The organism is Phreatobacter cathodiphilus (genome assembly GCF_003008515.1).
GTDB lineage: Bacteria > Pseudomonadota > Alphaproteobacteria > Rhizobiales > Phreatobacteraceae > Phreatobacter > Phreatobacter cathodiphilus.
The window spans coordinates 3,681,916-3,707,885 of record NZ_CP027668.1; the positions used below are offsets into that span (position 1 = coordinate 3,681,916).

Annotated in this window: 24 protein-coding genes and 1 tRNA gene; 18 read left to right on the forward strand and 7 right to left on the reverse strand. The window is 71.1% G+C overall.

Annotated elements, in window-relative coordinates:
* Positions 1–45 precede the first annotated feature (45 nt).
* Genes C6569_RS17640 through C6569_RS17655 form a run of 4 tightly spaced genes read left to right on the forward strand, consistent with a single transcriptional unit; the run spans position 46 to position 5,097 of the window.
* Positions 46–1,296, forward strand: coding sequence for a sarcosine oxidase subunit beta family protein (locus tag C6569_RS17640; RefSeq protein WP_106750110.1), 1,251 nt, complete (start codon positions 46–48; stop codon positions 1,294–1,296).
* 6 nt (positions 1,297–1,302) lie between these two features.
* Complete coding sequence (locus C6569_RS17645) at positions 1,303–1,566, forward strand: sarcosine oxidase subunit delta (protein WP_106750111.1); 264 nt, start codon at positions 1,303–1,305, stop codon at positions 1,564–1,566.
* Complete coding sequence (locus tag C6569_RS17650) at positions 1,563–4,523, forward strand: sarcosine oxidase subunit alpha family protein (RefSeq protein WP_106750112.1); 2,961 nt, start codon at positions 1,563–1,565, stop codon at positions 4,521–4,523. Before C6569_RS17645 ends, C6569_RS17650 begins: the two co-directional genes overlap by 4 nt.
* Entirely contained in the window at positions 4,516–5,097 is a 582-nt protein-coding gene (locus C6569_RS17655) for a sarcosine oxidase subunit gamma family protein (RefSeq protein WP_106750113.1), read from the forward strand. The genes C6569_RS17650 and C6569_RS17655 overlap by 8 nt, the downstream gene beginning before the upstream one ends.
* A gap of 12 nt (positions 5,098–5,109) precedes the next feature.
* On the opposite strand, the gene C6569_RS17660 is transcribed toward C6569_RS17655, so the two are convergent.
* Positions 5,110–6,531 (reverse strand): hypothetical protein, encoded by a 1,422-nt coding sequence (locus C6569_RS17660; protein ID WP_146144839.1) that lies wholly within the window; start codon positions 6,529–6,531, stop codon positions 5,110–5,112.
* A 371-nt stretch (positions 6,532–6,902) separates the two neighbouring features.
* Between C6569_RS17660 and C6569_RS17665 the strand changes: the two genes are divergently transcribed.
* From C6569_RS17665 to C6569_RS17695, 7 genes are all read left to right on the forward strand, one after another.
* Entirely contained in the window at positions 6,903–7,679 is a 777-nt protein-coding gene (locus C6569_RS17665) for an ABC transporter permease (protein ID WP_106750115.1), read from the forward strand.
* Entirely contained in the window at positions 7,676–8,482 is an 807-nt protein-coding gene (locus tag C6569_RS17670) for an ABC transporter permease (RefSeq protein ID WP_106750116.1), read from the forward strand. Before C6569_RS17665 ends, C6569_RS17670 begins: the two co-directional genes overlap by 4 nt.
* Positions 8,479–9,237, forward strand: coding sequence for an ABC transporter ATP-binding protein (locus C6569_RS17675; protein WP_106750117.1), 759 nt, complete (start codon positions 8,479–8,481; stop codon positions 9,235–9,237). The genes C6569_RS17670 and C6569_RS17675 overlap by 4 nt, the downstream gene beginning before the upstream one ends.
* Positions 9,234–9,563, forward strand: a complete 330-nt coding sequence (locus C6569_RS17680; protein ID WP_106750118.1) for a hypothetical protein — start codon at positions 9,234–9,236, stop codon at positions 9,561–9,563. Before C6569_RS17675 ends, C6569_RS17680 begins: the two co-directional genes overlap by 4 nt.
* 2 nt (positions 9,564–9,565) lie before the next feature.
* Positions 9,566–10,624, forward strand: a complete 1,059-nt coding sequence (locus tag C6569_RS17685) for an ABC transporter substrate-binding protein (RefSeq protein ID WP_106750119.1) — start codon at positions 9,566–9,568, stop codon at positions 10,622–10,624.
* Positions 10,625–11,237: 613 nt separating this feature from the next.
* Positions 11,238–11,543 (forward strand): hypothetical protein, encoded by a 306-nt coding sequence (locus tag C6569_RS17690; RefSeq protein WP_106750120.1) that lies wholly within the window; start codon positions 11,238–11,240, stop codon positions 11,541–11,543.
* 347 nt (positions 11,544–11,890) lie between these two features.
* Entirely contained in the window at positions 11,891–12,358 is a 468-nt protein-coding gene (locus C6569_RS17695; protein ID WP_106750121.1) for a hypothetical protein, read from the forward strand.
* A gap of 141 nt (positions 12,359–12,499) precedes the next feature.
* Here C6569_RS17695 and C6569_RS17700 read toward each other — a convergent pair.
* The 5 genes from C6569_RS17700 to hemC all read right to left on the reverse strand — a co-directional run bounded on the left by C6569_RS17700 (position 12,500) and on the right by hemC (position 17,599).
* Positions 12,500–12,576 (reverse strand) — tRNA-Arg (locus tag C6569_RS17700).
* Between the two features lie 59 nt (positions 12,577–12,635).
* Positions 12,636–14,300 carry a heme biosynthesis protein HemY gene (locus C6569_RS17705; protein ID WP_106750122.1) on the reverse strand — a complete coding sequence of 555 codons (1,665 nt, stop codon included), beginning with the start codon at positions 14,298–14,300 and terminating at the stop codon, positions 12,636–12,638.
* A 9-nt stretch (positions 14,301–14,309) separates the two neighbouring features.
* Entirely contained in the window at positions 14,310–15,902 is a 1,593-nt protein-coding gene (locus tag C6569_RS17710; protein ID WP_106750123.1) for a mitofilin family membrane protein, read from the reverse strand.
* 69 nt (positions 15,903–15,971) lie between these two features.
* Entirely contained in the window at positions 15,972–16,670 is a 699-nt protein-coding gene (locus tag C6569_RS17715; RefSeq protein WP_106750124.1) for a uroporphyrinogen-III synthase, read from the reverse strand.
* Entirely contained in the window at positions 16,670–17,599 is a 930-nt protein-coding gene (hemC, locus tag C6569_RS17720; protein WP_106750125.1) for a hydroxymethylbilane synthase, read from the reverse strand. Before hemC ends, C6569_RS17715 begins: the two co-directional genes overlap by 1 nt.
* 95 nt (positions 17,600–17,694) lie before the next feature.
* Here hemC and tsaD point away from each other — a divergent pair, with 95 nt between their 5' ends.
* The 5 genes from tsaD (at position 17,695) to C6569_RS17745 (ending at position 21,863) form a co-directional block, all read left to right on the forward strand.
* The gene (tsaD, locus tag C6569_RS17725; protein WP_106751108.1) at positions 17,695–18,777 is read left to right on the forward strand and encodes a tRNA (adenosine(37)-N6)-threonylcarbamoyltransferase complex transferase subunit TsaD; all 1,083 of its coding nucleotides are present in this window, start codon (positions 17,695–17,697) and stop codon (positions 18,775–18,777) included.
* 22 nt (positions 18,778–18,799) lie between these two features.
* Positions 18,800–19,792 carry an NAD(P)H-dependent glycerol-3-phosphate dehydrogenase gene (locus tag C6569_RS17730; protein WP_106750126.1) on the forward strand — a complete coding sequence of 331 codons (993 nt, stop codon included), beginning with the start codon at positions 18,800–18,802 and terminating at the stop codon, positions 19,790–19,792.
* Between the two features lie 37 nt (positions 19,793–19,829).
* Positions 19,830–20,120 (forward strand): hypothetical protein, encoded by a 291-nt coding sequence (locus tag C6569_RS17735; RefSeq protein ID WP_106750127.1) that lies wholly within the window; start codon positions 19,830–19,832, stop codon positions 20,118–20,120.
* Positions 20,120–20,542: an EVE domain-containing protein gene (locus C6569_RS17740; RefSeq protein ID WP_106750128.1), complete on the forward strand. Its 423-nt coding sequence runs from the start codon at positions 20,120–20,122 to the stop codon at positions 20,540–20,542. Before C6569_RS17735 ends, C6569_RS17740 begins: the two co-directional genes overlap by 1 nt.
* Positions 20,543–20,654: 112 nt before the next feature.
* The gene (locus tag C6569_RS17745) at positions 20,655–21,863 is read left to right on the forward strand and encodes a CaiB/BaiF CoA transferase family protein (RefSeq protein WP_106750129.1); all 1,209 of its coding nucleotides are present in this window, start codon (positions 20,655–20,657) and stop codon (positions 21,861–21,863) included.
* Positions 21,864–21,873: 10 nt separating this feature from the next.
* Here the strand turns inward: C6569_RS17745 and C6569_RS17750 are convergent, their stop codons facing one another.
* Entirely contained in the window at positions 21,874–23,037 is a 1,164-nt protein-coding gene (locus C6569_RS17750; RefSeq protein ID WP_106750130.1) for a serine hydrolase domain-containing protein, read from the reverse strand.
* Between the two features lie 244 nt (positions 23,038–23,281).
* On the opposite strand from C6569_RS17750, the gene acs reads away from it, so the two are divergent.
* Both acs and C6569_RS17760 read left to right on the forward strand, forming a co-directional pair.
* The gene (gene acs / locus C6569_RS17755) at positions 23,282–25,231 is read left to right on the forward strand and encodes an acetate--CoA ligase (protein WP_106750131.1); all 1,950 of its coding nucleotides are present in this window, start codon (positions 23,282–23,284) and stop codon (positions 25,229–25,231) included.
* A gap of 2 nt (positions 25,232–25,233) precedes the next feature.
* Complete coding sequence (locus C6569_RS17760; protein WP_106750132.1) at positions 25,234–25,965, forward strand: hypothetical protein; 732 nt, start codon at positions 25,234–25,236, stop codon at positions 25,963–25,965.
* Positions 25,966–25,970 lie beyond the last annotated feature (5 nt).

The window sequence follows — 25,970 nt, forward strand, 5'->3', positions numbered from 1 at the left end:
GAGAGGCGAGAATGGCGCCGACTGCCCTCCGGACGCCTCTCGCCCATGCGCTATTCCCTCTTCTCGCTGCTCGGCCAGGCCCTCGCCGGCAATACGGGCTGGCGGCCTGCCTGGCGCGATGCGGCGCCGCAGCCGCGCTACGACGTGATCGTCGTCGGCGGCGGCGGCCATGGGCTGGCGACGGCCTATTACCTCGCCCGCACCCACGGCATCGCCAATGTCGCCGTGCTGGAGCGCGGCTGGATCGGCGGCGGCAATGTCGGCCGCAACACCACCATCGTCCGCTCCAACTATCTCCTGCCCGGCAACATACCGCTCTACGAACTCTCCATGCAGCTCTGGGAGGGGCTGGAGCAGGAGATCAACTACAACGCCATGGTCAGCCAGCGCGGCGTGCTGAACCTCTACCATTCCGACGGCCAACGCGACGCCTATGCCCGCCGCGGCAACGCCATGCGCCTGCACGGCATCGACGCCGAGCTGCTCGACCGCGAGGGCGTGCGCCGGCTCTATCCCTTCCTCAACTTCGACCAGGCGCGCTTCCCCATCCAGGGCGGCCTGCTGCAGCGGCGCGGCGGCACGGTGCGGCACGACGCGGTGGCCTGGGGCTATGCGCGCGCGGCGAGCGAGCGCGGCGTCGACATCGTCCAGAACTGCGCCGTCACCGGCTTCCTGCGCGAGGGCGGGCGCATCACCGGCGTCGAGACCACCCGCGGCACCATCCGGGCGAGCAAGGTGGCGATGGCCGTGGCGGGAAGCTCCTCGCAGGTGGCGGCGATGGCGGGGCTGCGCCTTCCCATCGAGAGCCACGTGCTGCAGGCCTTCGTCTCCGAGGGGCTGAAGCCGATCATCCCCGGCGTCATCACCTTCGGTGCCGGCCACTTCTACATCAGCCAGTCCGACAAGGGCGGCCTCGTCTTCGGCGGCGACATCGACGGCTACAATTCCTACGCCCAGCGCGGCAACCTCCCCGTCGTCGAGGACGTCTGCGAGGGCGGCATGGCGCTGATGCCCGCCATCGGCCGGGCGCGGATGCTGCGCAGCTGGGGCGGCGTGATGGACATGTCCATGGACGGCTCGCCGATCATCGACCGCACACCGCTCGACGGCCTCTATCTCAATGCCGGCTGGTGCTATGGCGGCTTCAAGGCGACGCCCGGCTCGGGGGCGGTCTTCGCCCACCTCATCGCCCGTGACGAGCCGCACCCCGCCGCCACCGCCCTCACGCTCGGCCGCTTCGCCCGCGGCCTGGTCGTCGACGAGAAGGGCCAGGGCGCCCAACCCAACCTGCACTGAGGACCGATGCGCATTCCCTGCCCCTATTGCGGTTCGCGCGACAGTTCCGAATTCGCCTATCTCGGTGACGCCGCCCCGCGCCGGCCGGTCGACGGCGATGCCGTGGCCATGGCGGCCTACGTCTACCTGCGCGACAACCCGGCAGGTCCGATGGAAGAGCTCTGGTACCACGCGCAGGGCTGCCGCTCCTGGCTGGTCGTCTCCCGCGACACCCGCGATCACGCCGTCTCGGGCGCACGCCTCGCCGCCGTGCCGGGAGCCTCCGCATGAGCGTCAACCGCCTCGCCTCCGGCGGTCTCGTCGACCGCGCAACGCCGCTCGGCTTCACCTTCGACGGCCGCCCGCTCACCGGCCTCGCCGGCGACACGCTGGCCTCGGCGCTGGTCGCCAACGGCATCCGCCTGGTCGGCCGCTCCTTCAAATACCACCGCCCCCGCGGCATCGTCTCCGCCGGCCCGGAGGAGCCCAACGCCCTGGTCGAGAAGGGCCGCGGCGCCTATCGCGAGCCCAACACCCGCGCCACCACCATCGAGCTCTATCCGGGTCTCGACGTCGCCAGCCAGAACCGCTGGCCCTCGCTGCGCTTCGACATCCAGGCGCTGGGCCAGCTCGCCTCGCCGCTGCTCGGCGCCGGCTTCTACTACAAGACCTTCATGTGGCCGGCCGCCCTGTGGGAGAAGCTCTATGAGCCCGCCATCCGCCGCGCCGCGGGCCTCGGCCGCCTCTCCGGCGCACCCGACCCGGACACCTATGACAAGGCCTATGCCTTCTGCGACCTGCTGGTGATCGGCGCGGGGCCCGCCGGCCTGGCCGCCGCCCTCGCCGCCGGTCGGGCCGGGGCCCGCGTCATCCTGCTCGAACAGGACTTCGCCCTCGGGGGTCGCCTCCTCTCGGAAGACGTCGAGATCGACGGCATGCCGGGCCCGGTCTGGGTGCGCGAGGCGGAGGCCGAACTCGGCACGCTCGCCAACGTCCGCATCCTCACCCGCACCGCCGCCTTCGGCCTCTATGACGGTGAGATCGGCGCGGTCCAGCGCCTGACCGACCATCTCGCCGTCGCTCCCGCAGGCCTGCCGCGCCAGCGCCTCTGGACCATCGTCCCCGCGCGGACGGTCCTCGCCGGCGGCGCCGTCGAACGACCGATCGTCTTCGGCGGCAACGACCGGCCCGGCGTCATGCTCGCCTCGGCCATGCGCACCTATGTCCGGCGCTTCGCCGCCCTTCCCGGCCGGCAGGTTGCGGTCTTCACCACCACCGACGACGGCTGGCGGACGGCCGCAGCCTTCGCCGCCGCCGGAGCTCCGGTCGCCGCGGTGATCGACGCCCGCCGCGAGGTGGCGCCGACCGTGCGGGCGCTCGCCGGCGACGCGCCGGTCTATCTCGGCGCCCGCGTCCTCGACGCCACGGGCGGCCAGGCCCTCACCGGCATCGAGGTGATCGGCGACCACGGCCGCCGCCGCATCGCCGTCGACGGCCTCGCGGTATCCGGCGGCTTCAATCCCGACGTCGCCATCGCCACCCATCTCGGCCACAAGCCGCGCTGGGCCGACGACATCGCCGCCTTCGTCATGGATGATATGCCGGCTAACGTCTCCGTCGCCGGTTCCGCCGCGGGCCGCTTCACCCTCGCCGAGGCCTTGGCCGACGGAGCCCGTCTCGGCGCCGAGGCCGCCCGGGCTGGCGGCCGCGCGACGGTCGAAACCCCCGCCTGGCGCGCCAGCGACGAGACCTTCGCCGTTGCGGCGCTCTTCCATGTGGAGGGCGGCCGCGGCAAGGCCTTCGTCGACCTGCAGAACGACGTCACCGACAAGGACGTCGCCCAGTCCGTGCGCGAGGGTTTCGTCTCGGTCGAGCATCTGAAGCGCTACACGACGCTTGGCATGGCCACCGACCAGGGCCGCACCTCCGGCGTCAACGGCCTCGCCATCCTCGCCAGCCTCACCGGCCGCAGCATTCCCGAGACCGGCTCGACCCGTGCGCGGCCGCCGCACGGCCCCGTCGCTATCGGCGCCTTCGCCGGCCTGCACACCGGCACCCATTTCAAGCCGACCCGCCTCACCGCCTCCCACGGCTGGGCGACGGAACAGGGCGCCGTCTTCGTCGAGGCCGGGCAGTGGCTGCGGGCCCAGTGGTTCCCCCGCCCCGGCGAGACCGACTGGCTTGCGAGCGTCACCCGCGAGGTGCAAGCGGTGCGCTCGGGCGTCGGCATCTGTGACGTCTCGACCCTCGGCAAGATCGCCCTCGCCGGGCCAGATGTCGGCGCCTTCCTCGACCGCGTCTATTGCAACACCTTCTCGACGCTTCCCGTCGGCAAGGCCCGCTACGGCCTGATGCTGCGCGAAGACGGCTTCGTCATGGACGACGGCACCACGGCGCGGCTCGGCGAGGACGAATGGGTCCTCTCCACTACCACGGTGAACGCCGGCAAGGTTATGCAGCACCTCGCCTTCTGCCATCAGGTCCTGTGGCCCGAGCTCGACGTGCAGATGGTCTCCGTCACCGAGCAATGGGCGCAGTTCGCCGTCGCGGGACCCCGCTCCCGCGAGCTCCTCGAGCGGCTGTTCGGCGCGGGCACCGACCTGTCGAACGCCGCCTTCCCCTATCTCGCCTGCGGCACCTTTGCGCTGGGCCCGACGCGGGCAAGGCTCTTCCGCCTCTCCTTCTCGGGCGAGCTTGCCTATGAGATCGCCGTTCCCGCCGGCTATGGCGATGCCCTCGTCCGGGCCCTGATGGAGGCGGGCGGCGACCTCGGCGTCACGCCCTACGGCACCGAAGCGCTCGCCGTCATGCGCGTCGAGAAGGGCCATGTCGCCGGCGCCGAACTCAACGGCCAGACGGTCGCCCGCGACCTCGGCCTCGGCCGCATGATGTCGAAGAAGAAGGACTATGTCGGCCGCCTCATGGCCGAGCGCGAGGCGCTGAACGACCCCGCGCGCCCGACCCTCGTCGGGCTGAAGCCGACGGTTGCGGGGGTGAGGCTGCGCGCCGGCGCCCATTTCCTCCCCCTCGGCGCCGCCGCCACGGCGGAGAACGACCAGGGCTACATGACCTCCACCGCCTTCAGCCCCAGCCTCGGCCACTGGATCGGCCTCGGCCTGCTCGCCAACGGCCCGCAGCGCATGGGCGAACAGATCCGCGCCTATGACCCCGTCCGCGGCGGCGATGTCGTCGTCGAGGTGGTGAACCCCGTCTTCGTCGACCCGGAAGGAGCCCGCCTCCATGGCTGATCTCGTCCACCATGGCGGCTTCGCCGGCCGGTCGCGCCGCGTCGGGACGGGCGCCGGCCTGCGCGCCGTCGAGCGCGCCGGCCTGGCGGCGGCCAGTGTCATCGCCCGCCGCGGCAAGGCGGACGAGGCCGCCTCCGCCCTCGGCAGGATGGCGGGGGCGGTGGTCGTGGACGGGCCGAAGCGGACATTTGGCGGTGGCCTCACCCTCCTCGGAACCGGACCGGGCGCCTGGCTCGTCCTCGCCGACCGGCCGATGCTGGTCGCCGAACTCATGGCGGCGCTGGCAGGCGTCGCGGCGGTCGTCGACCAGTCGGACGGCCAGGCCATCCTCGACCTGTCGGGACCGAACCTGGCGGAAGTGCTGGAAACGGGCGCGCGCCTCGACCTGCACCCCTCGCGCTTCGCGACGGACGACGTGGCGGTCACGGCGATCGCCCATATCGGCGTCACGCTCTGGATGGCGGAGGATCGCGCCACCGTGACGCTGGCGGCGCCGCGCAGCTATGCCGCCAGCCTCCTGCACTGGCTGGACGCTTCGGCCCGGCCCTTCGGCCTCGCCCTCGAAACCGACTGAGGGCTCTCGCCGTCAGCGGATCAGCGTCATGCAGCGCGCCATGGCCGGCCACAGCCGCTCGCCGTCGGGGATCGGCAGCACCACCTCGCCGTCGGGCGTCTGGATCACCAGCTCGCCCGCAGTCTCGATGCCCGACTGGAAGTTGCGGGCGGTCATGAGACGCGCCCAGGGGCCGAAGCCCTCGTCCACCACCTGTGCGGGGAAGGTGTAGCTGCGGGTATTCGCCCCGAACTGGATCTGCACCCGGAAGCGCGGCGGGAAGCGGGACATGTCGCCGCCGTCGCGGAATTCGATGATGGCGTTGCGGTTGTCGACGCCGAAGCGGACGTTGTTCACCGACGGGTCGGTGCTGTCGACGATGCAGCCGAGGGTGCGGCGCCCCGCCGGCTCGTCGGACAGGCGGCGAACCTCCCAGACACCGGCGCGGGCGAAATTGAAGCGGTAGGCGTCGCCCTGCCGCTGCGGCGAGGCCGGCGGCGCCATGGCGACGGGAGGAGGCGGCGGCGCACGGCGGCGCTCCTCGACCTGCGGCTGCGCCCTGCCGAGCGCCGCCGTGGGATCGGGACCGTAGCTCGTGATGCAGCCGTCCACTGCGGCCTCCGCCTCGCCGAAAGTGGTCAGGTCATAGCTGCGCGTTTCGCCCGAGCTGGCGAACTGCACCTGCATCGAGGCCACCTCGCTCAAGCCGGAATAGACCTCGTCGGTCAGATCGACGGCGACCCGCGTGCCGCCGTGGCGCGCTTGCAGCTCGACCGGCTGCCGGCCTTCCAGGGTGATCGTCAGCGTGTCCTCTGCACCTTCGGGCGCCCGGTTCCCCGGAATGGACAAGACACGCCGCAGTTCGGCGCCCGGATAGTAGCTGACGCGCAGCCCCTCGTCGCTCGGACCGTCGGCGACACAGCGCAGCAGGCGATTGCCCCGCATCTCGCGCGACACGGTGAAACGGCCCGGGGGCGCATCCATGCGGATCATGCGCGTCTGCGGCGCGGGCGGCGGCGAACGGTCCGGCCCCTCTGCAAGGGCATCCCGCGGCCCCCTGAACTCCCCGCCGAAGGAACCGCCGCCGGGGCCGGGGCGGCCGCCGTCTCGCGACGGACGCTGGCCGACGCTCCAGGCGCAGATCCGGCTCGTGCGATCCACCCAGCACGCGCCCTCGCGGCGCACGTCCCAGACGAGCGCCTCCCGCGAGCGGGGCGAGTTGTCCACGTAGGAGGCGCGACCCTCGCGGCTCCCGGGATCCACCATCACCTGCACCTCGACCGATCCGGCGGTGATGGTGAAGTCGCCGCCGGATCCCGGCCGGAACTCGCAGGGGCCATCCATGCGCACCCGTCCTTCGAGCACCACGAGGCAGTCCGCGGGGCGTGCCTCGGCTGCGGCACCCGCGAGCAGAAGAACGATGGCGGCACAGCCGCCGAGCATAGGGGCTTTCATGGCAGGGGTTCCGGGCAATCACAGGCCGTCGGCGTCGTCCGCAGGGGGACACCGGAGACCCGGCGCCGAGCTTACTTTACGTTAACGGAAGCCCCTACTCCGGTACACACGTAGAATTCCCGATGACCGGCCGCGCGCGTCCGGCGGATGCGGATGCGGCCCTCGACGAGGCGGGCGCCGATGACGCCCGGCCCGCCGCAGACGAGCTATGCGGCCTGAGGCATCTTGCAATTTCGGCTCGGCCCTTGGAGGCTCCCCGCCATCGCGACGACGTTCCGCGGTCCGCTCGACCGGATCAGCCCAAGGGAACGCGGCGCGAAACGCGCAGTGCGCGGTCGGGATGCGGGTTTCCGCATCCGAAGGGAGGACGAATGGAACGGACAAGCCGCCTCGGGGCGGCGCTGATCTTTGTCGCGCCGCTCGCCGTGCTGGTCGTCGTCTGGGCCGTTCTGGTGCCGGCTCTCGGCGTCCGCCCGCAGATCTTCCCCGGCGTCGCGGCCGTGGGACGGGCCGGAATCGACGGCATCCTCGACGGCTCGCTCCTGCGTCACGTTGCCGCCAGTATCTCCCGCGTCGCCATCGGCACGGTGCTGGCGGTGCTGGTCGCCGTGCCCCTCGGCATCCTGATGGGGGTGAGCCGCGGCGTCTCCGCCTTCCTGACGCCGCTGATGCGCTTCTTCTCCGTGCTGGCCGGCATCGCCTGGATTCCCATCGCCACCCTGTGGTTCGGCTACGGCTTCGGCGCCATCGTCTTCGTCATCTTCAACGCCGTCTTCTTCGTCGTCGCCTACAACACCCTGCTCGGCGTCTCGACCATCCCCATGCCGCTGCGCCATGCGGCGGCCTCGCTCGGCGCCGGGCGTGCCGCGATGCTCACCGACGTGCTGCTGCCAGGCGCATTGCCCAACATCGTCACCGGAATCCGCACCGGTCTCGGCTTCGCCTGGCGCGGCCTCATCGCGGCCGAGATGATCGCGACCGATGTCGGCCTCGGCTACATGCTCTTCGTCGCCCGCGACTTCTACCAGACCGAGGTCATCGTCCTCGGCATGATCGTCATCGGCACCATCTGGCTGCTGATCGACCGGCTGATCCTGGTGCCGCTCGAGCGCGCCACCATCGAGCGCTGGGGGCTGGTCAGCCCATGAATGCCCTCCTCGCCCTGTGGAGCCTCTTGCTCAGGACCTCGGTGAAATGGCCGGTCCTGCGGACGCTGGCGCCCTTCGTGCCGGTCGTCGCCCTCTGGTGGGCGGTGGCCGCCTGGGGACCCTTCCCCCCCGCCTTCTTCCCTTCCCCGCCCGACGTCTGGGCCAAATTCGTGACGCTGATGGAGAAGGGCATCCTGCCCGAATATCTCGGCGACAGCGTCGGACGGCTCGCCATCGGCGCGGCGGTCGGCATCGGCCTCGGCGTGCCATTGGGGCTGTGGGTGGGCTTGAGCAAGCGCGCCCACCGCGCCCTCTGGCCGGTGCTGCTGTTCTTCCAGGCCATCGGCGACATCGCCTGGCTGCCGATCCTCATCATCTGGTTCGGCTTCGGCCTGACCACCATGACCTTCGTCATCGTCTACACCGTGCTGTTTCCGGTGATCCTCAACACGGTGCTCGGGGTGCGCTCGGTGCGCATCGAGCTGCATCGCGCCGCCCAGAGCCTCGGCGCACCGCCCTGGCGCATCCTCACCGAGGTGGTGGTGCCCGGCGCGCTGCCCAACATCATGACCGGGCTGCGCAACGGCCTCGGCTACGGCTGGCGCGCGCTGATCGCCGCCGAGATGATCGTCGGCACCAGCGGCATCGGCTTCCTCATGTTCGACGCGCGCCGCGCCGGCTCGGTCACCGAAATCGTGCTGGGCATGATCGTGCTCGGCATCCTCTGGTACATCGTCGATGCCTGGGTGCTCGCTCCCATCGAGCAGGCCACCGGGCGGCGCTGGGGATTGGTCACGCAGTGAAGTCGCTCAGCCTGAAGAACCTCGCGAAGACCTATTTCGACGCCTACAAGGGCGAGCACGTCACCGCCATCCGCGACGTGTCGCTGGAGGTGCCGGCGGGCGAGTTCGTCTCCATCGTCGGTCCCTCGGGCTGCGGCAAGTCGACCATCCTCAACATGGTGGCGGGCTTCATCCCCCATTCCGGCGGCCACATCCTCGTCGGCGGCGAGCCGGTGAAGGGACCGGGCCCCGACCGCGGTGTCGTCTTCCAGTCCTTCGCGCTCTTTCCCTGGAAGACCGTGCTCGACAACGTCGGCTTCGGCCCGAAGATGCGCGGCGTACCGAAGGCGGAGCGCGACGCCATCGCCCGCGAATATCTGGCGCTGGCCGGCCTCTCCCATGCCGCGGACCGCTACCCCACCGAACTCTCCGGCGGCATGCAGCAACGCGTCGGCGTCGTCCGGGCGCTGGCCAACGAGCCCGACGTTCTCTTGATGGACGAGCCCTTCGCCAGCGTCGACGCCCAGACCCGCATGACGCTGCAGGACGAGCTCTCCCGCATCTGGGAGGAGCGCCGCCCGACCGTCGTCTTCATCACCCATGACGTTCCCGAGGCGGTCTTCCTCGCCAACCGGGTGGTGGTGCTGTCGAAAGGCAAGGTGCTGGCCGAGGTCGACGTGCCGATCAGCCGCCCGCGGGTCTGGGACCGGCTGGTCTCCGACGACCGGTTCAAGGACATCTCCAATCAGGTCCTGGCGCTGGTGAGGTCGGCATGAGGCTCCTCCGCCAGGCCCTCGGTTCCAGGCGCGGCCTGATCCTGATCGGGCTCGGCGCGGCCTGGCTTCTCTGGCAGGCCTGGATCTTCGCCACGGCGCCGGCCAAGATCGCCGCCGGATTTCCCGACCGCCAGCGCATCAACGCGCTCATCACGCTCCCCTTCGCGCCGGAGCGTTTCCACATCCTCGTGTTCCAGCGCTACGGCCGTGTCTCCGGCACGGACGGCACCCGCGTGGAACTGCGCGGCATCGACAGAAGCCAACTCGGCGCCATCGCCCGGCACTACTGGGTGAGGCGGATAGAGCCACTGCAACAGGGAGGATGACCATGATCACGAGACGAACGGCCCTTGCCGGCACGCTGCTCGCAGCCCCGGCGCTCGCCTATGCCCAGCAGATGACCAAGCTCAAGGCCGGCATGGTCACCGGCATCGACCAGATCGGCCTGCCCATCGCCCTCGAACGCGGCTTCTTCGAGAAACAGGGCCTCGACGTCGACATCGCCCGCCCCTACGCCACCGGCGTCGACGCCCTCAACGCGCTTCAGGCCGGCGAGAGCAACATCGTCCAGGTCGGCGTGCCGATGATCGGCGCGGTGGTGCGCGGCATGGACCTCGTCGCCCTCGCCAATTATTCCGGCAAGGCGACGGCCCGCGGCTCCGACGCCACCATGGCGCTGGTGGCGCGCGGCGATTCCGGCATCACCAAGGGCAATCTCGCCAGCCTCAAGGGCAAGCGGATCGCCGCCTCCTTCGGCACCATCAACCACCTCTACATCCTGGCGCTGCTGGAGAAGGGTGGCCTCGCGCCCGGCGACGTGACCCTGGTCAACACGCCGCCGCCCGACATGACGGTCGCCTTGCTCGCCAAGGGCATCGACGCCTTCGTCGGCTGGGACCCCTGGCCCATCGTGGCGCTGAAGGACGTGCCCGGTGCGGTGGAGATCATCCGCGGCGGCGACGCCATCGCCTATGTCGGCTTCAACGTGGGCCTGAGGCCCTGGGTGGCGGCCAACGGCCCGACCATCGAGAAGTTCCTGGTCGCCGTCTCCGAGGCCGACCAGTGGATGCGCAAGAACCCCAAGCCCGCGGCGCAGGTCGCCACCCGCTGGATCCCCGGCCTCAGGCAGGAGATCGCCGAGGCGGCCATGGAGTTCAACATCCAGCAGGCCGACCGGCGTCTGTCGGCGAACAACTACCGCGCCATGCACGAAGCCCTCGACCGATTGCACCGGCTCGGGTTCCTGCGCGCGACCTTCGACGTCAACAAGCACTTCGAGCCGAAGCACATGGTGAAGGTGATGCAGGACCACCCGGCCCTGTTCAGCGATCTCCCGCCGATCCCGGCCGACGCGGCCATCGGTCCAGGCTTCGTCTTCAAGCCCTGACCTGTCCGCGGCTTCAGGCTCTCGCCTGTTGCGAGCATGACCCGCCCGGGGCCTCCGCGAGGAGGCTCCGGGCGCTGCGTTTCGGAGCAGAACCCGGCCCGGCAGAGCGTCGGCTGCAACCAGGGCGGCATGACGGGCCGGCCTGACACCCGCCGTCGCTGGCCAAACCCCGGCGGAACGTCACATCGGACAATGTCCGGCAGGAATCAGTAAATTACCTCAGGTTGCATCGGAGCGGCGATGCAAGGGAGATGTTGATAGATGAATTAACGTTTCCTTAACGGGAAATCGATGGCGTGACAGGATGAGGCTGGCAGACCGCGACACTGTTCCTGCCACGTCACTTGGTCCCTGTAAGTCAGATCACGAACAGTTCTTACTGATGTCTTCCAGCTTGAAGGTGCCGCATCACGTCATTCATCAAATATCCAATACGCTTTACTGTGTCATTGCACTGCAAAATTACGAACGCCTTTGTATTTGTATCAGGTAGATTCCGGATATGCGTCCGACAAAACAACAGCCTAACGTAAGGTCGCGTTGTCCGCGGCGAGTGTGAGGCCCCTTCAAAGCGTCGACGCTTCTTTCAGGTAGCTACGTAAGGAGAGTAACCATGAGGAAGACGTTCTTGGGACTGACGGTCCTCGGAGCCGCGATGCTTGGGGGCCTTTCGACCCCGGTGCAGGCGACCACCTATGTCGAGACGCGGACGATGAGCCGCTACATCGCCTGCTACGACCGGGTCTATGTGCCCGCCCGTGTGCTGGTGAACACGCGCGGCCGCCAGGTCCGTGCCCCCGGCCAGGCCTGGGAGATCGCCGGCTCCCGCTGGGATCACGTGCGGACGCTCGGTGTCTACATCCAGACCGAGCGGGTCATCGAGCAGGACCACCATACCCTGCGCCGCCGTCCGTGCTGAACATGGGAGGAGGCGCGGCGAGCGCTGCGTCTCCTCGCCTCTCCGCGACCGGGGTCAGGCGGAAATAGGCCCTGATCTCGTCGCGGCTGGCGGGACCGGTTTCTTCGACCGTGACGCGGTCCCCGGTTTCGCAGATGCGCAATCCCGTCCCGTCCTTGGTGACGGCCCGGCGGCACGACGGCCCGGTTTCGAAAGCGCGGAATCGCGAAGGGTCGGCACAGCCGGTGGCGGTCAGCGACAGCGCCGCCAGGAGGATTGCAGAGCGTATGCAGGTCCTGTCCGCCATGCCCCAGCGGTAGACGGACATGGTTAACGAACCGTTACTCGGGATCCCGCGGAGACAGGCCATGCGCGTTCGACACATTGCCCTGATGGGGCTGGCGCTTCTGGCGGGCGGTTGCCAGTCGACGGCGATGCGGACCTCGCCCCTTGCCTCCGATCTCCACCCCTCGGCCGGCGGTGACATGACCGCCGGAACGGTCTGGCACACCGCCTCGACCGGCCCCGGTGAGGGCGGACGCTGGATCGTCGGCAACGACCCCGGTCGGGTGGTCTACGAGTCTCGCCTGCGGGCGCCGGGCCTGCAGGAGGTGACCGCCGAGCAGGTGGCGCGCATGACGGCGCCGCAAGCCGCGCCCGGCGGCGATTGCCGGATCGAAATGCATGACGGAGGGCGGCGGGCCAGCGGAGGGGTGCACCGGCATGGTTGCGCCGGTTCCCCCTTAGCTGACGTCGTCGCCTGGCGGCGGCAGGGCGCCGACTACGTCTTCACCCGAAGGGACGGCGGGCCGCTGCGCGTCCGCATCATCGACTGACCGCCGTCACCCCGTCCTGACCCGCTTGGCTGCGCCCGCGTCATGGGCTCGCCGCTCTGGCGGCGAGCTGCGCCGCGACCGCCAATGACGGCCGGCGAAGTGCGCGGCCGGCGGATGCTTTTAAGCAAAACCAAGAGGCTTTGGCGGTCCCGAAGGGATTCGAACCCCTGACCTTCGGTTTAGGAAACCGCTGCTCTATCCTGCTGAGCTACGGGACCGGCGTGCTCTCTATCTCACGCCGGCGGGTCGGGCGGCAAGCCGGGAAAGCGGCCTCGCATCAGCCGCCGAAGAAGGAGCTCCGGCGCGGCGGCGCGGAAGCCGGCGCATCGGGGCCGGGGTCGTCCGGAGGCCGTGCCATGGGGAAGACCGTCTCCGTCGGCACCACCTTCGGCCGGGGCGGCGGAGCCGGATCGTTGGCGGGCTCCACCGGGGGCGGAACGGGCGGCTGCACCGCCGCTTCCACCTGCGGCGGCGGGGCGGGCTCGGGCTCCGGCGGCTTCACCGCCTCGGCAGGAACGGGCTGCGGCGGGGCCGGAGCCGGGTCCGGAGCGAGCTCGATCGCGGCGGGTGCCATGTCGATGACCGGGGTCGGGGCCGCCGGCTGCTCGGCCTCGTGGTGGTCGGCGAGCACGTCGTCGACCTGCAGGACCGGGCCGCCGATCTCGGCGACCGGCACCTTCCATTCGAAGGCGTCGAGACGCCCGGTAACGGGCGAGGCGGGCAACCAGACGTCGCTCGCCTGGCCGTCGGCGGTCCAAACGGGGTCGCGGGCGGCGCGCAGGGCGCGGGCCATCCATTCGCGCGCGCGCCCGTGATCGCCGTGCTCCTTGGCGCTGATCTCGGCCTGCAGCAGGCAGGCGCGCTGGGTCGGCCGCTCCGTGGTGATCTCGTCGAGGGCGCGGCGGGCGACGTCGAACTCACCGGCGTCGATCGCCGCGCGGGCCACCGCCATCAGCCCCTCGGGATGGGAGGGGACGAGGCGCGCCAGATATTCGACGCGCTTCAGCTCGTCGAGCCGGGAGTCGCCGCGGCGGGCATGGGCATAGGCCTCCGCGAGGTCGGGATGGGGCGTCGCCTTCCAGGCGGCCTCGATGACCCGGGAGGCCTTGCGGGCGTCGCCGTCGGCGGCATAGAGCCGGCCGGCGACCACGGCGGCGGGAACCAGCGTCGGCGCCAGGCCATGGGCCTCGATTGCCAGCGCCTTGGCGGCGGCGGGGTCGCGGTCCTCGAGCGCGACGGCCTTGGCGGTCAGCAGCACGGCGCGCCGGCGCTTCGCCTGCTCCTTGTCGATGACCCGGGCCGCATATTGCTTCTCGATGCTGGCCAGCGCCCCGTCCCAATCCCCGCCGAGGGTCTGGTTCTCCAGCACGGCCTGCGCGGCCCAGCCGGCGGAGGGCGATTCCGCCACCGCCTCCTCGGCGATGGCGCGGGCGGCGCCCGCATCGGCCCGGCGCTGCGCCTCGACATAGAGGCCGCGGAGCCCCAGCAGCCGCGTTTCCTGCGCGTCCAGCATGGCGCGGAAGGCCTGTTCGGCCCCGGGCCGGTCGCCGGCGAGCTGGGCGGTCTGCGCCTTGAGGAGAAGGGTCAGCGGCTGATCGGGAGCATATTTCTCCGCATCGGCGGCATGACGCTCGGCGGTGCGGCGATCGCCGGCACCGATGGCGATGATGCCGCGGCTGACCGCCTCGGTGCCCTTGCGGTGGCGGCGCCGGCGCAGGGCGCGGGCGGCCATGGCGGGGCTGGCGACGAGCCAGCGCAGGAGGCCGATCACCGCCATCACCAGGATGGCGCCGATGAGCAGCGCGACGAGACCGGTGAGCACCTCGAACTCGATCCGCCGGCCGAGCCAGAGGATGGAGACCGAGCCCGGCTGGTCGGCGATCCAGGCCGCGCCGAAGCCGAGGGCGGCGAGAAGGACGAGGAAGAGGATTACGCGGATCATGGTCTCTCCTCAGCCTCCGCTCAGCGCGCCGGCGGCCTCCGCCGACAGGCGGCGCAGGGTCGTCTCGGCGGCGGCGCGGGCGCGGGCCTCGGCGGCCCAATCGGCCCCGAGGGCGCGGACCGGCTCCGGCAGGCGGTCGAAATCGGCGAGACCGCCGGGAAGGTCGCCGCGGCGCAGCTTGGCCTCGACGCGGGCGATCACGGTGGGAACGTCGTCACCCGCCGCCTCGCCGACGGGGCGGATGCGCACCAGCGACTGCGCGCTGGCGGTGATGCGTTCGAGAAGGGTGCCCTCGGCGGCAGGCCCGGGAGCCGCCCGCATCAGCGCCGGGGCCAGGGCCGAGAACCGTTGGGCCAGGGCGCCGGTGGTCGGCAGGCCGCGTTCGGCATGGGGCTGGAGGGCATCGGTCGCCGGCGCCGGCAGGCCGAGGGCCTGGGCGGCCTTCAGCTCGGCGGCGAAGGGCTGGCCGCGGTCGATGGCGGCGCGCAGGGCCCCGATCCCCACGACGCGGGCGGCGCGCCGCCCGGCATCGCCCTGTTCCGTACGGGCGCTTTCGAGAGCGGCGACCTTCTCGGCGGCGGCGGCGACGGCCGCAGCGCCGGCCTTCACCTCAGCCTGCAGCATCTGCACGCTGCCGGCGATCTCGGCGATGCGGTTCGACTGCGGCGACACGGCCGCGGCGATGCGCTGATCCACATCGGCCATGTCGACGGCCGGAGCGGGCGGCGTCGCCGGACGGGAGCGCTGGGCGGCGGCGACGGCCTCGACCGCCGCTTTCAGCGCGTCGATCTCGGTGCGGATAGGTGCCATGTCGACGGTTGGCGCAGTGGAAGTGGCACCGCCGCCTTCCGTCGGTGCCGGCCGCTGTTCCAGCGCCGCGAGACGGCTCTCGAGCGTCGCACGCGCCTGATCGAGGGCCTCGATGCGCCGCGTCACCGGCGCAAGATCCACCGCCGGGCCGGCGGCCGGCGTTGCCGGGCGCGCCGCGACCTGGCGGATCTGGGCGTCGAGGGCGGCGATGCGCTGTTCGAGCGCGCCGGTGTCCTGCCGGGAAGCCCCCGGCCAGTAGCCGGCCATCTGGGCACCGGCGGCGAGACCGCCGGTCAGCAAGGCGCCGACCAGACCGGCGGCGACGAGGCGGCCGAAGCCGGGGCCGGCGGCGGCGGCCTCGCGCGGCGGCGGCGGGGATGCCGGGGGAGGAGCTTCGGCGGGCGGCGGCTCCGTCACGGGCGGCGGTTCGGCGGTCGGAGGTTCCTCGGTGGCGGGCGGGACAGGCTCGGGGTCGACGCCGCCTGTCACCAAGGGGATCGGCCCCTCGGCCGGATTGTCCATCGGGTGCGGGTCGGCCGGCACTGCAGAGTCGCCGGTGGCGGCGGCGGAGGTGTCCGGGGGCGTCTCCGGCGCGGGGCCGGATCCGGCCTCGTCGGGGGTAAGGGTCGAGGCGGGATCGACGGTCGCCTCGCCGACGGTGGGGGCGGTCGCTGTCGCTGGCGTCTCCGTTTCAGCCGTCGCCGCGATTTCCTGCGCTTCGAGCGTGATGGTTGGGGCCTTGCCGCGGCGCCTGGGCTTCAGGTCGTCGTCCGGGCGGTCGCTACTGGCCATCACACGTCTCCCGCTAGCCCCACGGCATGATCTAGCGCGCCGGCGGGCCGTGCCGCAACCCGAGCCAGGTCAAAGCGCGGCCAGGAGGTCGGCCTCGCGCGGGCGCTGAGCGGTAATGACGCATGAGGGGCGGAGAGGTTCCAGAGCCGCCGCAACCGCGGGCGACAGGCAGAGGTGGCGCAGGGCCGCGGCCTCTTCCGCCCGCCCTGCGGCGCGGCTGAGCCCGGCGAAGAGCTCTGCCGCCCGCGGCGAATAGTGCAGCACGGCGTCGAGCGTCCCGGCGCGCAGGGCGGCATCGACCGCACCGGGAAGCGCCTCCGCCGGTCGCATGCGGTAGACGGCGGCGGGGATGACGGCAAGGCCGGCCGGCGCCAGGGCGGCAGCGAGATCGCCGGCCCGCTCCTCGCCGCCGGGATGGAGAATGCGGGCGCCGGGGGCCAGCCCCGCCGCCGCGATCAGCGCCGCCAGCGCCTCGACGTCGCCCGCCGCCGGGCGGATGTCGACGAAGCCGGCCGCGGCCAGCGCCTCGGCCGTGCGGTCGCCCACCGCGAAGGCGGGGAGCGAGGCAAAGCCTGCAAGCGCCTCCGCCGGCATCAGGGTGGTGGTGCGTGCGCTGGTGACGGCGAGGGCGTCGAAGGCGCCGCCGAGGTCGGCTGCGACCGGCTCGGCGGTGAAGAGCGGCGCCACCAGCGCTTCATGGCCGAGGGATGCGAGAACCGCCACCGTACGGGCGGCTTCCGGCTCCGGCCGCGTCACGAGGACGCGCATCAGGCCGGTCCGAAGAAGCCGGCTCCGGCGCGCCCCTTCAGTTCGGCGCCGGCGTCGCGGCCGAGGGCGACGGCATCGGAGGCGCCGCCGGAGCGCGCCGCCACGTGGCTCTCACTGCCGTCGGGGCGCAGGATCTCGCCGGTGAAGGACAGGGTCTCGCCGTCGAGGCCGGCGAGGCCGGCGATGGGGGTGCGGCATGAGCCGTCGAGGACGGCGAGGAAGGCGCGTTCGGCGGCCAGCGCCAGGGCGGTCGGCCGATGGTCGAGCGGCGCGAGCAGGTCGCGGGTGCGGGTGTCGTCGAGCCGCGTCTCGATGCCGATGGCGCCCTGGCCGACGGCCGGCAGGAAGCGGTCGGCGGCGACGATCTCGGTGACCTCGTGGGCGATGCCGAGCCGGTTCAGGCCGGCCATGGCGAGCATGGTGCCGGCGACGTCGCCGGCATTGAGCTTGGCGAGCCGCGTCTGCACGTTGCCGCGGAAGGTGACGACCTGGAGGTCGGGCCGCTCGCGGCGGATCTGGGCCTGGCGCCGCAACGACGAGGAGCCCACCACCGCGCCCTTCGGCAGGCCCGCGATGGTCGCCGAGGCGCGGCCGATGAAGCCGTCGCGCACGTCCTCGCGCTTCAGGAAGCACACCAGCCCCAGTCCCTCCGGCAGGACGGTGGGCATGTCCTTGGAGGAATGCACCGCGAGATCGATGCGGCCGTCGATGAGCTGCTCCTCGATCTCCCTGGTGAAGAGCCCCTTGCCGCCGGCCTCCGAGAGCGGCCGGTCGAGGATCGCGTCGCCCGTGGTCTTGATCACCTGCACGGCGATGTCGTCCTCGGCGACGCCGTGCGCAGCGGCGAGAAGCCGTCGCACCAGATGCGCCTGGGCCAGCGCCAGGGCGGAGCCACGGGTGCCGATGCGGAGGAAGGGCGATTGCGCCATGGGAAGGTCCGGTGATACGCGGGGGCCAGATCATAGCGAGGGATCGGCGGACAGGAAGACCCGTCGAGCCGCCCGTGGCGGAGGAACAGGCCTTCATGCTGGTTCTCGGGATCGAGACCACCTGCGACGAGACGGCGGCGGCCGTGGTGCGCGTCGGTCGGGACGGGCGCGGCACGATCCTGTCCAACATCGTGCGGACCCAGGTCGAGGACCACGCACCCTATGGCGGCGTGGTGCCGGAGATCGCCGCGCGTGCCCATGTCGAGATCGTCGACCGGGTGACGGCCGAGGCGCTGCGCGCCGCCGGTATCGGTGCGGGCGAGCTCGACGCCGTGGCGGCGGCCGGCGGGCCGGGGCTAATCGGCGGCGTGCTCGTCGGCCTCACCACCGCCAAGGCCATGGCCCTGGTGCTGGGCAAGCCGCTCGTCGCGGTCAATCACCTCGAGGCCCATGCCCTCACCGCGCGGCTCACCGACGCCGTCGCCTTTCCCTATCTGCTGCTGCTCGTTTCCGGTGGCCACACCCAGCTTCTCGCCGTCCGCGGCGTCGGCCACTACGCCAAGCTCGGCACCACCATCGACGACGCCATCGGCGAGGCCTTCGACAAGGTCGCCAAGCTCCTCGGCCTGCCCTATCCCGGCGGCCCCGAGGTGGAGCGACGGGCGCTCGCCGGCAACGGCCGCCGTTTCGCCTTTCCGCGACCATTGCAGGGGCGGGCCGAGCCTGATTTCTCGCTCTCCGGCCTGAAGACGGCGGTGCGGCTGGCGGCGGAGGACCTCCGGGATGCCTCGGGCGGGCTCTCCGCGGCGGACGTCGCCGACCTCTGTGCCTCCTTCCAGGCTGCGGTGGCGGACATGGTGGCGGATCGCTGCAAGGTGGCTGTCCGGCTGTTCCGGGAACGCCACGGCGAACCGACCGCGCTCGTCGTCGCCGGCGGCGTCGGCGCCAACCAGGCGCTGAAGGCGGTGCTCCAGCGCACGGCCGATTCGGCGGGCCTGCCGCTGGTGGTGCCTCCGCCGAAACTGTGCACCGACAACGGCGCCATGATCGCCTGGGCCGGGGCCGAGCGGCTGATGGCGGGGTTCAGCGATCCGCTCGACATCGCGCCGCGGGCGCGCTGGCCCCTCGATGCCGATGCCGTCACGATCGGTTCGGGTCGGCTCGGGGCCAAGGCATGAGGTTCTGGGGAGGGGCGGCGCGATGACGACGGACAGCAGCGTGGCGGTGCTCGGGGCCGGCGCCTTCGGCACGGCCCTCGCCAATGTGGCGGCGCGGGCGGGTCGGCACGTCACCCTCTTCGCGCGCGACGCCGCCGTGGTGGCGGAGATCAACGGCCGCCGGACCAATGCGGCGCGGCTGCCGGGTGCGCAGATCCACGAGCGGGTGACGGCCACCGCCTCGCTGGCCGAGGCGGCGAGCGCGGGGATGGTCCTCGTCGTCGTGCCGGCCCAGGCCCTGCGGGCCGTGCTGGCCGAGGCGGCGCCCCATATCCGGCCGGGAACGCCGCTCGTCGTCTGCGCCAAGGGCATCGAGCGCGGCACCGGCAGCTTCCTCTCCGACATCGTGGCGGCGGAGGTGCCGGCCGCCCTTCCCGCCATGCTCTCCGGCCCGAGCTTCGCCGCCGACATCGACCGCGGCCTGCCGACGGCCGTGACGGTCGCCGCCGCCGACGAGGCGGTGGCGCGGCACATCGCCGCGACCCTCGGCTCCCCCGCCTTCCGTCTCTACCACTCCACCGATCTCAGGGGCGTCGAGATCGGCGGCGCGACCAAGAACGTGCTGGCGATCGCCGCCGGCATCGTCGCCGGCCGCCAGCTCGGCGCCAGCGCCACCGCTGCCATCACCGCCCGCGGCTTTGCCGAACTGACGCGGTTCGGCACCCGTTTCGGCGCGAAGCCGCAGACGCTGATGGGGCTCTCCGGCCTCGGCGACCTCATCCTGAGCTGCTCCAGCCTGCAGTCGCGCAATTTCGCCCTCGGCCATGCGCTCGGCGCCGGCAAGGGGCTGGAACTGGTCGCGGGCAAGGGAGCGCTTGCGGAAGGCGCGCTCACCGCAGAGATATTGGTGGAGAAGGCCCGCGAGGCCGGCATCGACATGCCGATCGCCGAAGCCGTCGATGCCGTGCTCGGCGGGATCATCGACGTCGACCAGGCGATCGTGCAGCTGATGGCGCGGCCGCAGCGGGCGGAGTGACGACCATGCGAGACGACGAGAGGCGAGGGACGGGACGATGACCAATTTCTTCGACAAGCTGGCGCGCGGCGTCGAGGCCGCCACCAAGGCCATGGGCTCGGACCTGGTGGCCGAAACCCATCCCTTCGACCTGAAACATTCGGTGGTCTTTCCCGTCGCCAAGCTGATGAAGCGGCGCACGGGCGGCGAGCCGATCGTGGTGATCGAACTCTCCGACGGCAAAACCACCATGACGCTGGCCGAGTTCGACCGCTTCGTCACCGAGCTCGACGCCTTCCGCAAGCTCATTCCGTCGGTGGCGACCGGTCCGAAGATCGAGGACCAGTGATGGCGCACTGGCTCTACAAGTCCGAGCCCTTCAAATGGTCCTGGGACCAGCAGGTCGCGGCCGGCGCGAAGGGAACGTTCTGGGACGGCGTGCGCAACCACGCCGCCAAGCTCAACCTGATGCGCATGAAGGCGGGGGACCGCGGCTTCTTCTACCATTCGAACGAAGGCAAGGAGATCGTCGGCGTCGTCGAGGTCATCCGGGAGGCCTATCCGGATCCGACGGCGGAGGCGGGCGAGCCCTGGGTGGTGGTCGACATCAAGGCGGTGAAGCCGCTGAAGACCCCTGTCAGCCTCGACGCGGTGAAGCACGAGCCGGCACTCGCCGAAATGGCTCTCCTGAAGCTGTCGCGGCTGTCGGTCCAGCCGGTGACGGATGCCGAATGGGCCGTGGTCTGCCGGATGGGCGGCATCGACCCCTGACGGCCGGCATCCGTTCCGCGCGGAGCACGGTCCCGGCGCGGCGCTTCGCAAGCGCCCGCCCGCCCGCTATCATGGGCGAAACGCCGTTTCGTCTCTCGTCGAGGCTCGACCCATGTCCCAGTCCACCGCGCCGCGCGGCCCGCTCGCCGGCATCCGCATCCTCGACCTGACCTCGGTCATCCTCGGGCCCTATGCGACCATGCTGCTCGGCGACATGGGCGCGGAGGTGATCAAGGTCGAGAGCCCGGCCGACGGCGGCGACATCATGCGCAAGCCCGGCGCCTGGCCCGAGGCGGCGGGGCCGGGCATGGGCCCGCTCTACATGATGTACAACAAGAACAAGAAGTCGGTGGCCCTCGACCTGAAGCGCCCCGAGGACCAGGACGCCTGCATAGCGCTCGCCCGCACCTGCGACGTCGTCTGCTCCAACATGCGGATGGACACGGCCGCCCGGCTGAAGATGGACTACGACAGCCTGAAGAGCCGGCTGCCCAACCTCATCTACATCCATGCCGCCGGCTTCGGCGCCGACGGACCCTATGCCGGGCGTCCCGCCTATGACGACCTGATCCAGGGCGTGTCGGGCGGCGCCGACATCCTGCCGCGCGTCGACGGCAACCCGGCGCCCCGCTACCTGCCCACCCTCGCCGCCGACAAGACGGTGGGGCTGTTCATGGTGCAGGCGGTTCTCGCCGCCCTGTTCCACAAGCAGCGCACCGGTGAGGGCCAGTTCGTCGAGGTGCCGATGTTCGAGTGCTACACGCATTTCGTCATGCACGAGAACCTTTACGGCCACGTCTATGACCCGGCGCCAGCCGGCACCGGCTTCGGCTATGGCCGCATTCACAATCCCGACCGCCGGCCCTACCAGTCGAAGGACGGCTGGATCGGCATCGTGCCCTACAGCGACCGCAACTGGTCGGACTTCTTCGCCCTGGCGGGGCGGCCGGAGCTCAATTCCGACCCGAAGTTCGCGACCTACGAGGCGCGGATGCGCAACATCAAGGAGCTCTACTCCATGATGGACGAACTGGTCGCCACCCGCACCAATGCCGACTGGGAGAAGGTGCTGAGCGAGAAGGCCATTCCCTTCGCGCCGATCAACCGCTTCGACGACCTGATGGACGACCCGCACCTGAAGGCGGTCGGCTTCTTCCAGAAGCGCGCCCATCCCGACGGCTATACCTGGGTCGACATGAAGCACCCCGTGAACTACGCGGCCTCGCCGGCGTCGACGCGCATGGCGCCGCCGAAGCTCGGGCAGGACACGGTCGAGGTGCTGCGCGAGGCCGGCGTCGAACTGCCGAAGGCGGCGGAGTAGCGGTTCTTCGTCATGCCAACCCGCGATAGACCTCCGCCTCGAAATCCCGGAACAGCTTCACCGCCCGCGGATCGAAGAACGGCACGATCTGCGTGAGGAAGACGCCGGCGAGGCCGGTCTTCGGGTCGATCCAGTAGAAGGTGTTGGCGAACCCCGCCCAGGACAGGGCCCCCGCCGGCCGCCCCTCCGGCGTCGGCTCGCGGTTCTGCTGGAAGCCGAGAGTCCAGCCCGTGGGCCGGCCGCGGAAGAAGTCGGCGCTCCTCAGCCCCATGGGCGACATCAGCCCGAGGGCCGGCACCGAGAGCTCAGGGATCTGGTCGGTCATCAGCCCGGAGATGCTCTCCGCGCCGAGGATGCGCTCACCATCGAGCGTTCCCCCGGCGAGGATCATGCGCAGGAAGGTGAGGTAGTCGCCCGCCGTGGCATAGAGCCCGCCGCCGCCGGAGGCGAATTCCGGCTCCTGCACCACCACCATCTCGGTCGGCACATAGGTGCCGTCCTCGGTGACGCCGTGCACGGTGGCGCGCCGCGCCGTCTGGCTCTCGCCGAGGCGGAACATGGTGTCGGCCATGCCGAGCGGTCCGGTGATGCGCTCGCGGAAGACGGTCTCGAGCGGCTTGCCGGTGACGATCTCCACGATGCGGCCGGCCCAGTCGGTGGAGATGCCGTAGATGAAGGCCTCGCCCGGCTCGCCCACCAGCGGCGCGGCGAGGGAGGCGAGCTTGCCGGTATTGGTGGCGGGAAGGCCCGTCGCCTTCATGTATTTGCGCAGGGCCGAGGAGGCGAAGTCGTAGGTATAGCCGGCGGTGTGGGTGAGGAGGTGGCGCACCGTCACCGCCTTAGCCGGCGCCCGCGTCAGCGGCCGGCCCTCGGCGTCGAAATCGTAAAGCAAGGCCGCCTCGCCGATGGCGGGGGCATAGGTGGCGGCGGGCGCGTCGAGGTCGACCCGGCCCTCCTCGACGAGCTGCAGCAGCGCCACCGTGGTGATCGCCTTGGTCATGGAGGCGATCCAGGCCACCGTATCCGGGGTCATCGGGGCGTCGGTCCCGAGGCGCCGGGTGCCGAAGCCGCCCTGGTAGACGAGGCCGTCGCGGTTTCCCACCATGGCGACGACGCCGGGCACCGCGCCGGCATCGGCCGCCTGGCGGAGGATGGTGTCGAGAGCGGCTGTCATGGCATGTCGTCCGGGCAGCGGGAGGGGCGGCCACCTTCGGCGGCGGGCGCCGCGGGGTCAATTCGGCCGAACCGCCAGCCCGAGCGGGCGACCAAAGTGTGAGAGAGCGCCCGCTTGAGCCGCCGGCGGCCGGCGACGTATGGTCGGGCCGATGAGGGACAAGGGGCCGAACCAAGGCCGCATCCCGGGGAAACGACAGAGTCGCCGGCAAGATCGCGCCGGCGGCCACGGAGAGGGGACAGTCATGTCGGACAAGCTCTATCCCGTCAGCGCGGACTGGGCCTCGCGCGCCTATGTGGACGATGCCAAGTACAAGGCCATGTACGAGGCCTCGGTGAAGGCACCGGAGGCCTTCTGGGGCGAGCACGGCAAGCGCATCGACTGGATGAAGCCCTATACGCGGGTGAAGAACACCTCCTACGACCCGCACAACGTGTCGATCCGCTGGTTCGAGGACGGCACCACCAACGTCTCCTACAACTGCGTCGACCGGCACCTGGCCAAGCGCGGCGACCAGGTGGCGATCATCTGGGAGGGCGACGACCCGAAGGACGACGCGAAGATCACCTATCGGCAGCTCCACGCCGAGGTGATGAAATGGGCCAACGTCCTCAAGAGCCAGGGCGTGAAGAAGGGCGACCGGGTCACGATCTACCTGCCGATGATCCCCGAGGCGGCCTATGCCATGCTCGCCTGCACCCGCATCGGCGCCGTCCATTCCATCGTCTTCGGCGGCTTCTCCCCCGACAGTCTCGCCGGGCGCATCGAGGATGCGGCGACCTCCGTCGTCGTCACCGCCGACGAGGGCCTGCGCGGCGGCCGCAAGGTGCCGCTGAAGGTCAACGTCGACGCCGCCGTCGACAAGATTCCCGGCGTGGTGAAGAGCGTCGTCGTGGTGAAGCGCACGGGATCGCCGGTCGCCATGAAGGAGGGCCGCGACCACTACTACGCCGACCTCGCCGCCACCGTGCCGGACGAGTGCCCGCCGGAGGAAATGAACGCCGAGGATCCGCTGTTCATCCTCTACACGTCGGGCTCCACAGGCAAGCCGAAGGGCGTGCTGCATTCGACCGGCGGCTATCTCGTCTATGCCTCGATGACCCACCAGTACGTCTTCGACTACAAGGACGGCGACATCTACTGGTGCACGGCGGACGTCGGCTGGGTCACCGGCCACAGCTACATCGTCTACGGGCCGCTCGCCAACGGCGCGACCACGCTGATGTTCGAGGGCATCCCGACCTATCCCTCCATCTCGCGCTTCTGGGAGGTGGTCGACAAGCACAAGGTCAACACCTTCTACACCGCCCCCACCGCCATCCGCTCGCTGATGGGTGCCGGCGAGGAGCCGGTGAAGAAGACCTCACGCGCCTCGCTGCGCCTGCTCGGCTCCGTCGGCGAGCCGATCAATCCGGAGGCCTGGGAATGGTACCACCGCGTCGTGGGCGAGGGCCGCTGCCCCATCGTCGACACCTGGTGGCAGACCGAGACCGGCGGCATCCTGATCACCCCGCTCCCCGGCGCCACCGCCCTGAAGCCAGGTTCGGCGACCCGGCCCTTCTTCGGCGTGCAGCCGGAGATCGTCGATGCCGAGGGCAAGGTGCTGGAGGGGGCCTGCGAGGGCAATCTCGTCATCTCCGACTCCTGGCCGGGCCAGATGCGCACCGTGTTCGGCGACCACGATCGCTTCGTGCAGACCTATTTCTCCACCTATGCCGGCAAGTACTTCACCGGTGACGGCTGCCGGCGCGACGCCGACGGCTATTACTGGATCACCGGCCGCGTCGACGACGTCATCAACGTCTCCGGCCACCGCATGGGCACGGCGGAGGTGGAAAGTGCCCTCGTCGCCCATCCCAAGGTCTCGGAAGCCGCCGTGGTCGGCTATCCCCACGACATCAAGGGCCAGGGCATCTACGCCTACGTGACGCTGATGACCGGCGAGGACCCGACGGAAGAGCTGCGCAAGGAGCTCGTCGCCTGGGTGCGCAAGGAGATCGGCCCGATCGCCTCGCCGGACCTCATCCAGTTCTCGCCGGGCCTGCCGAAGACGCGTTCGGGCAAGATCATGCGCCGCATCCTGCGCAAGATCGCCGAGGACGAGTTCGGCGCGCTGGGGGACACCTCGACGCTCGCCGATCCGGCCGTCGTCGACGACCTCATCAGCAACCGGCAGAACCGCAAGGGCGCCTGACGATGGGGAGGGCGCCGGCCCTGCTGGCTGCCGCCCTCTGCCTCGCGCCCGCGCCGGCGCTCGCCTGCGCACCCGAGCGGGTCGAGGAGATCTCCGGGCTCCGCGCCGAGGCGCCCCTGACGCTCGCCGCCGTGGACGGGCGGCGCTTCCGCCTCGCGGTGCTCTCCGGCGAGGCGCAGGTGCCCGCCGACCGCATTTCCCGCATCGCGCTCCTCGGGCCCGCCGACCGGCACGAGCGCACCCCCGTGCTGGCGCTCGGACCCGCGGGTCCCGTGGAAACGGAGCTGCTCCGCCGCGGCCTCGCGCGCCTCACCCCCACCCGCCTCGTCCCGCGCGACTGCTGGCGGCTTCTGGAGGCCGCCGAGACGGAAGCGGCTACCGCCAGGCGTGGCATCTGGGCCACGCCCCGGTCACTTCTTGATACAAACGATGTCGAGGCGCTGAAGGCCGCCGAGGGCCGCTTCGTGGTCGCGACGGGCCGCGTCCGCAGCGTCCGGACGGTCAATCGCATCACCTACGTCAATTTCGGGGCCCCCCGGGCGGGGGCCCTGACGGTCACGATCGACGAGCGCGACATGCCGGCCTTTCGGGAGTTCGGGCTTGAACCCGCCGCAATCCGTGGGCACATGCTGCGTGTGCGAGGGGTCGTCACGACCCGGCGCGGCCCCTTCATCGCGGCGGCGATGCCGGAGGCGATCACCATCGCGGAGGCACCCGGCCGGGGTGCAAGGTAGCCCAG

Coding starts and splice junctions, on each gene's coding strand:
- C6569_RS17680 (WP_106750118.1), top strand. CDS start 9,234: ATGAGGCTCCTCCGCCAGGCCCTCGGTTCCAGGCGCGGCCTGATCCTG.
- C6569_RS17655 (WP_106750113.1), top strand. CDS start 4,516: ATGGCTGATCTCGTCCACCATGGCGGCTTCGCCGGCCGGTCGCGCCGC.
- C6569_RS17760 (WP_106750132.1), top strand. CDS start 25,234: ATGGGGAGGGCGCCGGCCCTGCTGGCTGCCGCCCTCTGCCTCGCGCCC.
- tsaD (WP_106751108.1), top strand. CDS start 17,695: ATGCTGGTTCTCGGGATCGAGACCACCTGCGACGAGACGGCGGCGGCC.
- acs (WP_106750131.1), top strand. CDS start 23,282: ATGTCGGACAAGCTCTATCCCGTCAGCGCGGACTGGGCCTCGCGCGCC.
- C6569_RS17730 (WP_106750126.1), top strand. CDS start 18,800: ATGACGACGGACAGCAGCGTGGCGGTGCTCGGGGCCGGCGCCTTCGGC.
- C6569_RS17685 (WP_106750119.1), top strand. CDS start 9,566: ATGATCACGAGACGAACGGCCCTTGCCGGCACGCTGCTCGCAGCCCCG.
- C6569_RS17640 (WP_106750110.1), top strand. CDS start 46: ATGCGCTATTCCCTCTTCTCGCTGCTCGGCCAGGCCCTCGCCGGCAAT.
- C6569_RS17705 (WP_106750122.1), bottom strand. CDS start 14,300: ATGATCCGCGTAATCCTCTTCCTCGTCCTTCTCGCCGCCCTCGGCTTC.
- C6569_RS17695 (WP_106750121.1), top strand. CDS start 11,891: ATGCGCGTTCGACACATTGCCCTGATGGGGCTGGCGCTTCTGGCGGGC.
- C6569_RS17750 (WP_106750130.1), bottom strand. CDS start 23,037: ATGACAGCCGCTCTCGACACCATCCTCCGCCAGGCGGCCGATGCCGGC.
- C6569_RS17670 (WP_106750116.1), top strand. CDS start 7,676: ATGAATGCCCTCCTCGCCCTGTGGAGCCTCTTGCTCAGGACCTCGGTG.
- C6569_RS17660 (WP_146144839.1), bottom strand. CDS start 6,531: ATGAAAGCCCCTATGCTCGGCGGCTGTGCCGCCATCGTTCTTCTGCTC.
- C6569_RS17645 (WP_106750111.1), top strand. CDS start 1,303: ATGCGCATTCCCTGCCCCTATTGCGGTTCGCGCGACAGTTCCGAATTC.
- hemC (WP_106750125.1), bottom strand. CDS start 17,599: ATGGCGCAATCGCCCTTCCTCCGCATCGGCACCCGTGGCTCCGCCCTG.
- C6569_RS17710 (WP_106750123.1), bottom strand. CDS start 15,902: ATGGCCAGTAGCGACCGCCCGGACGACGACCTGAAGCCCAGGCGCCGC.
- C6569_RS17690 (WP_106750120.1), top strand. CDS start 11,238: ATGAGGAAGACGTTCTTGGGACTGACGGTCCTCGGAGCCGCGATGCTT.
- C6569_RS17715 (WP_106750124.1), bottom strand. CDS start 16,670: ATGCGCGTCCTCGTGACGCGGCCGGAGCCGGAAGCCGCCCGTACGGTG.
- C6569_RS17735 (WP_106750127.1), top strand. CDS start 19,830: ATGACCAATTTCTTCGACAAGCTGGCGCGCGGCGTCGAGGCCGCCACC.
- C6569_RS17665 (WP_106750115.1), top strand. CDS start 6,903: ATGGAACGGACAAGCCGCCTCGGGGCGGCGCTGATCTTTGTCGCGCCG.
- C6569_RS17650 (WP_106750112.1), top strand. CDS start 1,563: ATGAGCGTCAACCGCCTCGCCTCCGGCGGTCTCGTCGACCGCGCAACG.
- C6569_RS17745 (WP_106750129.1), top strand. CDS start 20,655: ATGTCCCAGTCCACCGCGCCGCGCGGCCCGCTCGCCGGCATCCGCATC.
- C6569_RS17740 (WP_106750128.1), top strand. CDS start 20,120: ATGGCGCACTGGCTCTACAAGTCCGAGCCCTTCAAATGGTCCTGGGAC.